6 protein-coding genes are annotated in these 8,907 nt (G+C 71.6%); 3 read left to right on the top strand and 3 right to left on the bottom strand.

All coding sequences use genetic code 11. The features are described from left to right. Positions 1–536 precede the first annotated feature (536 nt). A complete protein-coding gene (locus JMF97_RS21880) occupies positions 537–2,351 on the bottom strand; it encodes a VanW family protein (protein WP_203223215.1) in 1,815 nt (604 codons plus the stop codon). Positions 2,352–2,408: 57 nt separating this feature from the next. Next, a complete protein-coding gene (locus tag JMF97_RS21875; protein ID WP_203223214.1) occupies positions 2,409–3,770 on the bottom strand; it encodes a lipopolysaccharide biosynthesis protein in 1,362 nt (453 codons plus the stop codon). Between the two features lie 157 nt (positions 3,771–3,927). Here JMF97_RS21875 and JMF97_RS21870 point away from each other — a divergent pair, with 157 nt between their 5' ends. Next, positions 3,928–4,683 carry an FkbM family methyltransferase gene (locus JMF97_RS21870; RefSeq protein WP_203223213.1) on the top strand — a complete coding sequence of 252 codons (756 nt, stop codon included), beginning with the start codon at positions 3,928–3,930 and terminating at the stop codon, positions 4,681–4,683. 10 nt (positions 4,684–4,693) lie between these two features. Here JMF97_RS21870 and JMF97_RS21865 read toward each other — a convergent pair whose 3' ends face one another. Beyond that, a complete protein-coding gene (locus JMF97_RS21865) occupies positions 4,694–6,829 on the bottom strand; it encodes a hypothetical protein (protein ID WP_203223212.1) in 2,136 nt (711 codons plus the stop codon). Between the two features lie 147 nt (positions 6,830–6,976). Between JMF97_RS21865 and JMF97_RS21860 the strand changes: the two genes are divergently transcribed. Next, a complete protein-coding gene (locus tag JMF97_RS21860) occupies positions 6,977–8,737 on the top strand; it encodes an MmpA family trehalose lipid delivery protein (protein ID WP_203223211.1) in 1,761 nt (586 codons plus the stop codon). Continuing rightward, a complete protein-coding gene (locus tag JMF97_RS21855; RefSeq protein ID WP_013736401.1) occupies positions 8,734–8,895 on the top strand; it encodes a hypothetical protein in 162 nt (53 codons plus the stop codon). The genes JMF97_RS21860 and JMF97_RS21855 overlap by 4 nt, the downstream gene beginning before the upstream one ends. Positions 8,896–8,907: the final 12 nt, after the last annotated feature.

Below are 8,907 nucleotides of genomic sequence, written 5' to 3'. Positions count from 1 at the left end.
GCCATGTCAGGACACCACACAATGCCACCAGCCGGCGAGCCGGGCATGTCTGCCTGAACCCCTTTGCTCTGCTTCAACCCACGCAACAACCAGCAGCCAAAACCAGTGCGTGGATTGAAGCAGAGCAAAGGGAGTCCCGAGCACACCAGGGAGTCCCGAGCACAACAGGGAGGGTGCCCGAGCGTGGGTATTAGGGGAGCCGGAGGATCTCCACGAGTTGGGAGAAGAGGTGCTGCCTCGTATCGCCCGGAACAGGTGTGAGGAGGGTGGGTCGTCGGCGAGTTCGGTGAGCGATTCGCTTTCGCGGTGCATTCCTTCGACGCTGGTGAGGAAGTCCAGCGGAGATCTGAACCAGGGCATGAGATCACGTAGGACGTCGTCACCCGGGTGTCGCCAGTGGCTGAGGTCGAGCAGTTCCGTCAGCAGGACGGGCAGCGCCAGGCCGTTGACCCGCGGCGTGTTCTCTACGCTTCTCTCCGTCCTGAGACCAGGTGCGGCGCCTCGGCCGGGAGGTCATCGTCCGGTGTGTGTCGAGGTCAGGCGGGTTCCTTGGCGCAGATGAAGCGGGGTTCCGCGTCGTAGGTCCAGGTGAACTTCTCCCGCTTGACGACCTTGCCGTCCTTCTTGATGACGCGGAAGGCGTCCTGGGTGAAGCCCTGGCTGCCGTTGGCGGGGATGCAGCTGGGGCCCGGCTCCAGGTAGACGGTCCTCGGCGAGGTGATGTTGCGGCGGGGGCCGTACTCGGTTTTGACGCTGTCCCAGATCTTCGTGCTCCAGATCGAGACGGTGATCGAGTTGGCGGTGTACGAGGTGTCGATCAGTACGCCGTACTCGGTGTTGTTGCGGAATTTGAAGTCGAGGTTCGGCCAGAAGATCGTGGACTCGATGACGGCCGGGTAGCGGCTGAAGTAGTACGAGTGCGGCTTGTGCTCGACGTCTTCCAGGCCCGCGTAGTAGGTCGCGTTGAACAGCGTGGTGGTGAACTGCGAGGTGCCGCCGCCGACTCCGGGTACCAGTTTGCCGTCGAGGATCACCGGCGCGTCGCGGTAGCCCTGTGCGTAGCCGCGCTCCCCCGTGTGGCCGTTGAGCGAGAACGTGTCGCCGGGCAGGACCACGGTGCCGTCGACGTGCTTGGCGATGGTCACGATGTTCTGGCTACGTGGCGAGGACAGGCCGCCGGTGAAGTACGTGGTGAAGGAGGAGACCTTCTCCTTGATCCCCAGACCGGAGATTTTCTCGGCGGTGACCTTCGGGGTGACCGGCTTGAGGTCGGCGGAGATCGTACGGTCGTCGGTGCGGGGCAGGACAGCCAGCAGGTCGTCGCGGAGCTTGCCGATGTCCACCTGCTTGCCGGCGCGCCCGTCGACCACCTTCGGTTTGCCGCCGGAGATGGCCATCGTGGCGTTCTTCGGCGCCACCTCGACCTTGTCGAGTCGGTCGCCGAGGGCCGACCTGAGCTTCTTGGCGTCCACGCTCGGGGTGAGCTTGCCGGCCTTGTCGGCCTTGAACTGGAGGCTCTTGGCGATCGCCTGCGGCGGGATGGTCACCGTGCCCCGGTCGGTGGTCAGCTTGACGGGTGCCGCGACCGCCGGCTTGGCCAGTTCCTCCACGAGGCGGTCCACCTCGTCGGCGGAGGTGACCGGGTGGTTCTCCACCAACGGTACGGTCACCGACTGCCCGCTGAGCCAGCCCTCCTTGACCACCTGCGCCGAGTGTTCGGTGTCGATGGCCAGGCTCGGCTTGGGGTGACGGGCCTTCGGGGTGGTGCCGGAGAAGGTGATCGCCGGCATGGTCATCTTCCGGCCCTGCTTGCCGACCAACTTCTGCAGCTCGGCTTCCAGCTTCGGCACGTCGACGGAGACCACCGGCTCGATCTCGCGGGAGCCGACCAACCGGTCCACGGCGTGCGCCTGGGCTGCCGCCGCGGCGGCCACGGTGGCGTCCACGTCGACGGTGAGCCCGACCTCGGCCGGGTTGATCTGGGCCGTGCGTTCGCCCACCCGTACCTCGATCGGGGCAGCCAGTTCGGCTGCGCGCCGGTCCAGCTGCGTCCGCAGCTCCCGCGCCGCGTCGGCCCGGCTGCGCCCACCGAGTTCGGTGCCGAGCACTGTGGTGCCGCGCGGGACGTCGCCGGCGTACGTCCAGGCGGCGACGACGCCCACCGACGCGAGCACGGCGGTGGCCACCCCGGTGGCGAGCAGGATCCGGACTCGGCGGGATCGCTTGGCGCTGCCCGGCGGATCGACCGGTGTGGGGCGCTCCGGTTCCTCGACAGGCCAACTGACCGCTTTCACCTGGACCGTGGGCCGGTCGTCGTCAGCGGGCGGACGGTTCTCGCCGTACAGGGTCACAGCTACCTCTTCGGAAATGGCCGTGGGTGGAGTTGGCAACCTTCACCCCGGGAGGAACTACGGTAGCCAACGCGACGGGGTACGGGGGGTCTGAGTGTGCGGAGAGTCGCCATCGACACCGGTTTGAGGCGTTGGGGCAGCGGTACGGTCACGCTGTGTAGTCCGCGGGTGGCTCGGTCGGAAGACCAGCCAGGACATCGTCGCGGCGGTCACGGCGGCGGTGACCAGCGCGCAGGACAGCACCCCGGTGACGGTGCGTGGTGCGATGAGTGCCGCGCAGACGGTCAGGCCGACCGTGGCCACCCACAGCGGTGCGGCCGGCCAACGCGCGCCGGTCGCCACCCGGTCGTTGACGAGCATGAACACCACCGCGTAGAGGGCGCCGGTGGCGGCGAAGATCGGTGCGGTGTCGGCCAGGTGCAGGTAGTCGGCGCCCCCGGCGAGCCGGAACGCCAACTCGCCGCCGATGGCGGCGGTCGCGACGAGGGCCGCGCCGCAGGCCGTGATCAACGCCAGCGCCACCAGGCGGGCGCGTCGGTCGCCCCGGGCCAGTCGGGGCAGGACCAGCAGGGTGACGACCTGAGGTGCCCACAGCGCGCCCTTGGTGAGGACCGAACCGACCGCGTACGCGCCGGAGTCGGCGGCGGACAGCAGTTGGCGGGCGAGGATCAGGTCGGCGTACGCGATGGCGAGCATCGCGAGCGTGGCGGCGCAGGCGGTGGTCACCTGCCGGGCACCCAGCCGGCGTGGCACCGGGCCCGTTCCGGCGGACCCCGGCTGATCATCTCGTGACCCGGTCGGCACCGCATCGGGTGTGGCTGTCGCAGTGGTGGCGGGGGCGGCGAGGCGGGCCAGCAGTGGCAGGGCGAGCAGGCCGGTGACCGTGGTCAACAGCAGGCAGGTCACCGGTCCCCGGCCGAGCAAGAGGCCGACGACCAGCCCGCCGTAGCGGCCGGCGGCCAGTACGGCCATGGCGACGGCGAGCCGCAGGAAACGCTGGTCGCCCTGCAACTCACCGAGCCACCGGCCGGCCATCACGGTGGCGAACGTGGTGGTGGCGAGCAGCAGCGTCAGCGCGGCCGGCAGCCGCAGGAGCACCGTCAACAGCGGCGCCACGGCCAGGGTGACGGCGCCGGTGAGCGCGGCGGTGCGTAGCCCGAGCCGGCCGGCTCCGTCGCCACCCCAGCGGGCCCGGTGCGCGGCCACCGCGATCTGGAGCCCGAACCCGGGCACCGCGGCGATCGCAGCCAGCGCGAGGACGGTGGCCAGCGCGCCCAGGTCGGCGGCGCTCAGCCGACGGGCACCCAGCACCGGTACGACGTACGCCAGCGCGTTTGTCACCAGCGTGGCGAGGGTGACGGCGGCGCCGGCCGCGCCGAGCCGAACCCTGCTGGTGTCGCTGCCCGTCGTCTGTGTCATGCCACTCCGCGTCTGCCGGCCGCCCGCACGACCGGCCGGCTGATCCCGTCGGGAAGCGGCCCGACCGGCAAGACGGTACCGGCCGGTAGCCTTTCCGGACAGCCCCGCACCGACGGCCCCTGCCCAGCGCCGCGGAAAGGGTCTAGTGTGCTGCCCCATGGCGTCGACGAAGCTGGCCCCCGCAGCAACCTCCGGCCTGGCGGCAATGCTTCCCGAGCGGCTGCTCGGCGCAGCGATCCGCCGCGCCTATCCGCGGGTCGAGCCGGAACTGGCCCGGCTGGCGGAGTTCGTTCCGTCCGGCGGTACGGCGGTGGACGTGGGTGCCTGGTACGGCCCGTGGACGGCCCGGTTGCTGCGGCGGGCGGAGCGGGTGGTCGCGGTGGAGCCGACGGCGGCGCTGGCCGGACAGCTGCGATCGGCCTTCCCCACGGTCGAGGTGGTCGAGGCGGCGGTCTCCGACCACGAGGGCTCCGCCACGCTGTACCTGCCCGCCGGGGGCGCGATCGTGGGCACCTCGTCGCTGGAGGATCCGGCACAGGGTGAGCCGGTGCCGGTCCGACGGATCACGCTCGACTCGCTGGGCCTGACCGACGTGCGGTTCGTCAAGCTCGACATCGAGGGGCACGAACTGCCCGCGCTGCGCGGCGCGGCGGAGACCGTCAAGCGTGACCGGCCGGTGCTGCTGATCGAGGTGGAGGAGCGGATCCAACCGGTCGAGCCGCTGCTGGACCTGCTCACCGGTTGGGGCTACCGCGGATACGTGCTGCCGGACCGCGAATGGGTGCCGCTGGCCGACTTCGACCTCGGTGGACACCAGCAGGAGGCGATCGTACGGGTCGGGCAGAGCTTCGCCCGCCGGGTCGTCTGGCCCCGTCCCCGGTACGTCAACTCGGTGCTGTTCCGCCCCGAGTGACGTCGCGCCGCTACTCGGATCTGGGTGCCAGGTTGCCGACCGCGATCTCGTTGGTGCAGAGCGACACCTCGCCGCTGGTGACGGTCAACTCCACCGCGTCGCCGCCACCGGTGATGCGGAAGAAGTGCTGGTTCAGACCCTTCCGGACGAGGAATTGGGCCACCCCGTCGCCGAGCCGCAGGGTCGCCGTGCCGTCCGCCGAGCTGAGGTAGCCGATGCGTACCACCCAGTTCCACTCGAAGCGTGGCTCGGTCAGCGGCATTCGTACGGTCTTCCCGGTGTCGACCAGGTAGCCGCAGCCCTCCTGTGGGCCGGGCTGGATGGTGCTGCCCACGATCGTGGCCACCTGGATGCGGCCCAGATCGTCGATGATCGAGGCGTTGTTGGTCTCGTCGACGAAGGTGGGGCGGGTGCCGAAGGCACGGAAGAAGCGGGACTGGAGGTTGTACGGCGAGGAGAGGCGGGGCACCACGTTGTCCGGCACCGGGGCGTCGAAGAAGACGGTGTCCGGTGGCGCGCTCGCCATCTCGATCCGCACGGTGTCGATGTACGACCGGCCGGACTTCGCCGCCCACTCGTCGCCGTACCGGGCGGTGGTCCAGACCGTGCCCAGGCCGACCGCGACCAGGACGAGGACGAGGACGACGGTGACCGCCTCCCGGTAACGCTCCGGCACCGGGCCGAGCAGTCCCGGCGTGGGCGGCTCGGCCGGGCTCGCCGGTGGCACATCGACCGGAGTCGGCGGCACATCGGCCGGAGGCTGACCGGGGGCGACCGGGAGGGGGGCGGGTTCGGGATCGACGGGGGCCTCCGCGTGGATGACGCCGTGACGGGAGGCCGGCCACGCCGGTTGGCTCACCGCCGCGGCAGCGGGGGCAGCCGCAGCCGGGGCAGTCGGGGCAGTCGGAGCCGGGGCAGCCTCGACCGGTGCGGTCGGCGCCGGAACAGTTGGCGCGGTCGGCGGCTGCGCCGCTGCCGGTGGTAGGGCCGTGCCGGTCGTCCGGGCCAGCCCGACCACGGCGACGCCCAGGCAGATCGCCGCGACCACGACGACGTCGCTGACGTACCGGGGGTGGCCGCCGGCGACCCCGCTGAAGGCCGAGCCGAGCCGGGTCGCGGCGAGCATTCCCGCCACCATCAGCAGGTAGGCGGCGAGCAGCAGCCAGGCCCGGCCGGCCCGGCGGCGCTGGCGTACGGTCGCCGTGACCACGACGGCGACGATGGTCCAGCCCACCCAGGTGCCCAGTTGCGGCGGTGCGGCGACGGGTGCGCCGTCGCCGGCCCCGAGCCACTGCCACGGGCCGCCCACCAGGCCGGGAATCACCGTCGACCCGAGGATCTGGGCCAGGAAGGAGAAGACCTCGCCCGCCGACTCCGGGCGACGCAGCGAGGATTCCGAACGGCTCAGGTAGGCCGCCGCGAAGGCGAGGGACAGTACGGTCAGCATCAGCCAGGACGGCCACCAGCGACGGATCGTGGTCCAGATGGCCCGTACCGGGCCACCGTCGGCGTAGCAGGCGGCGGTCAGCAGGAAGACCAGCGGCACGATCAGGATCGACTTCTCGAAGAACATGAGGCCGAGCAGCAGGGCCAGGGCCAGGGCCACCAGGTGTCGTCGGCGCCTGGTCTGTACGTAGCCGACCTGGGCGGAGACCGCGAGCACCATGGCGATCTGCATCGGCAACATGTTGACGCCGACGGCCCACCAGGTGGTCGCCTCCAGGGTCAGCGGGCTGAACAGCAGCAGGCCCAGCGGCAGGAGCAGCAGCGCGGAGGGCCGGAGCATCCGCCGTAGCAGCCGGAAGAAGGTGACCCCGAGGATCGCCTGGCCGATCGCCATGAGCAGCACGTACGGCCAGTACGCCAGGCCGACGTATTCGGTGACCAGCCAGATGAGCAGCCGCCCGCCGGGCATGAGGTGGTTGTTGTAGAGCGCGAACAGATGCTCGACGGTCAGCCGGGACTCCGCCGCCTGGGTGATCAGCACGTAGTCGTCGACCGCCAGGAAACCGCGGGACGCCACCTGGGCGCGCCACAACACACTGACCGCGATCATGACCAGCGCCGCCGTGGCGATCCGGTCGCCGCTCAGCCGGCCGCCCAGCCGCCCCGGAGCCGCCGCCACGTCTGCCCCCGCTGATGCCATGGCGGGAAGACTGCCACACCACAGAACGCGTTCCCTATCAGGTCAACGGATGGTTCGACCGGTTGGCGGGCCGGGCGGAGTCTGCCGGTTACAGTGGCCGCCACCGACGCGGCGGGTCGTCGCGTACCGGCGAGGTGAGGTCGACGGATGCGGGAACGGCTGCGACAGGGCGGCCCGGTGGCCGAGCGTGGCCGTGCGGTCGGTCGCCTCGTGCCGCATCTGGTGGCGGCCGCCGTGACGGCCGTCGTGCTCGCGCCGTTGGTCCTGCCCGGCTACGTGCTGCGCTACGACATGGTCTTCGTGCCGAGGCAGGCGCTGAGCTGGGAGGTGATCGCCCCGGCGACGGCGCTGCCCCGGGCCGTGCCGCAGGACGCGGTGGTGGCGTTGGCCAACCAGTTGGTCCCGGGCTGGCTGCTGCAACGCCTGGTGCTGGTGGCGATCCTGTACTTCGCCGCGCTGGGCGCCGCCCGGCTGGTGCCGACCCGGCGGACGGCCGTGCGGGTGATCGCCGCCCTCGGGTACGCCTGGACGCCGTACCTGGCCGAGCGGCTGCTGATCGGCCAGTGGGGACTGCTGGTCGCGTACGCCGCGATGCCGTGGCTGGTGCGCGCGGCGATCGGGGTACGGGCGGGTGAGCGGGGTGCGTTGCGCCGGCTGCTGCTGGCGGCGGCGGTCTCGGCGATCACCCCGACCGGTGGCCTGCTCGCCCTGGTGGTCGTCGCCGTCCTGCTCGTCGGGCGGGGTACGGTCCGGTCGGCCTCGGTCGGGGTGGGCGTGACGTTGTTGCTGAACGCGCCGTGGCTGGTGGCCGGCTTCACCAGCACCGGTGACGGGCGGTCCGATCCCGCCGGGGTGGCGGCCTTCGCCGCCCGGGCGGAGAACTGGGCCGGCCCACTTGTGGCGCTCGCCGGCACCGGTGGCATCTGGAACGCACAGGCCACTCCGGCGTCGCGGGCCGGGCTGCTGGTGCCGTTGGCGACCGGACTGCTGCTGGTGGTCGCCGCTGCTGGCGTACCGCTGCTGCGGCGTCGCTGGGCGGCCGGGGTGACCAACCGTCTCGGCCTGCTGGCGGTCGGGTCGTGGCTGGCGGCGGCGCTCGGCGTGCTGCCGGGTGCGGTGACGGTGCTCGGCTGGCTGGTCGCCAACGTGCCGGGCGCGGGGTTGCTGCGCGACGGGCAGAAACTGCTCGTCCCGTACGCGTTGCTGCTGGCGATCGCCGTGGCGTTGGGCGCGGAACGGCTCGCCGGGTGGCTGACCACCCGGTTCGACGCGGTGACCGGGCGGGTGTTGCTTGTCGGTGCGGCGTTGCTGCCGGTGGCCGTCCTGCCCGACCTGGCGTTCGGCGGGGTGGGACGGCTGCGCCCGGTGGCGTGGCCGGCGGACTGGGCGGTGGTGGCCCGGCTGGTGCAGGAACGGCCGGGTGAGGTGATCTCGCTGCCGTTCCAGGAGTACCAGAGCTATTCGTGGAACAACGGCCAGGTGGTGATCGATCCGGCGCCCCGATACCTGGGCGTGCCGGTCCTGATCGACGACACGCTGCGTGTGGACGGTACGGCGGTGGCGGGTGAGGACCCGCAGGCCGCCCGGGTGCGGGACCTGCTCGACGCGGGGGAACCGGTGGCAACGGCCGGCCCTCGATGGGTGCTGGTGCAGCGGGCGGCCGGCCCGCCGGTGGACCCGGCGACGCTGGCCGGACTCCACCGGGTGTACGCGGGCGACGACCTGACCCTGTACGAGAATCCGCAATGGCGACCCGCGCCCGCCCCGGCCCGTCCCGGACCGGTGGGCCTGGCGCATCTCCTTGCCGCAACGGTGGTGCTGGCCATCGGTTTTTCGGACGCTGCGCGACGGAGCTACCGCGTGGTAGCGTCCCGGCACGCGAGTCCCGCGGAAGGAGAAGGTGGATGAGGAACCTGCCCGCGTTCGTCGCCGTCGGGGTACTCGGTGTCGTGCTCGGCATGCTCGGCAGCGTCGGTCTGGCGAACGTGCTCAGCCCGTCCGCCAAGGAGGCCGCGAACTCCAAGGTGAGTGAGCAGACCGAGGCCCCGCTGTACGGCACGCGCTGACCTCGAACGGCA

The organism is Micromonospora fiedleri (assembly GCF_016774385.1).
GTDB classification, from domain to species: Bacteria; Actinomycetota; Actinomycetes; order Mycobacteriales; family Micromonosporaceae; genus Micromonospora; species Micromonospora gifhornensis.
This window is presented reverse-complemented; position numbering and strand designations above follow the sequence as displayed.

Bases quoted from the DNA above. Each gene is read 5' to 3' on its own strand.
- JMF97_RS21860 (WP_203223211.1), top strand. From the start codon at position 6,977: ATGCGGGAACGGCTGCGACAGGGCGGCCCGGTGGCCGAGCGTGGCCGT.
- JMF97_RS21855 (WP_013736401.1), top strand. From the start codon at position 8,734: ATGAGGAACCTGCCCGCGTTCGTCGCCGTCGGGGTACTCGGTGTCGTG.
- JMF97_RS21865 (WP_203223212.1), bottom strand. From the start codon at position 6,829: ATGGCATCAGCGGGGGCAGACGTGGCGGCGGCTCCGGGGCGGCTGGGC.
- JMF97_RS21870 (WP_203223213.1), top strand. From the start codon at position 3,928: ATGGCGTCGACGAAGCTGGCCCCCGCAGCAACCTCCGGCCTGGCGGCA.
- JMF97_RS21875 (WP_203223214.1), bottom strand. From the start codon at position 3,770: ATGACACAGACGACGGGCAGCGACACCAGCAGGGTTCGGCTCGGCGCG.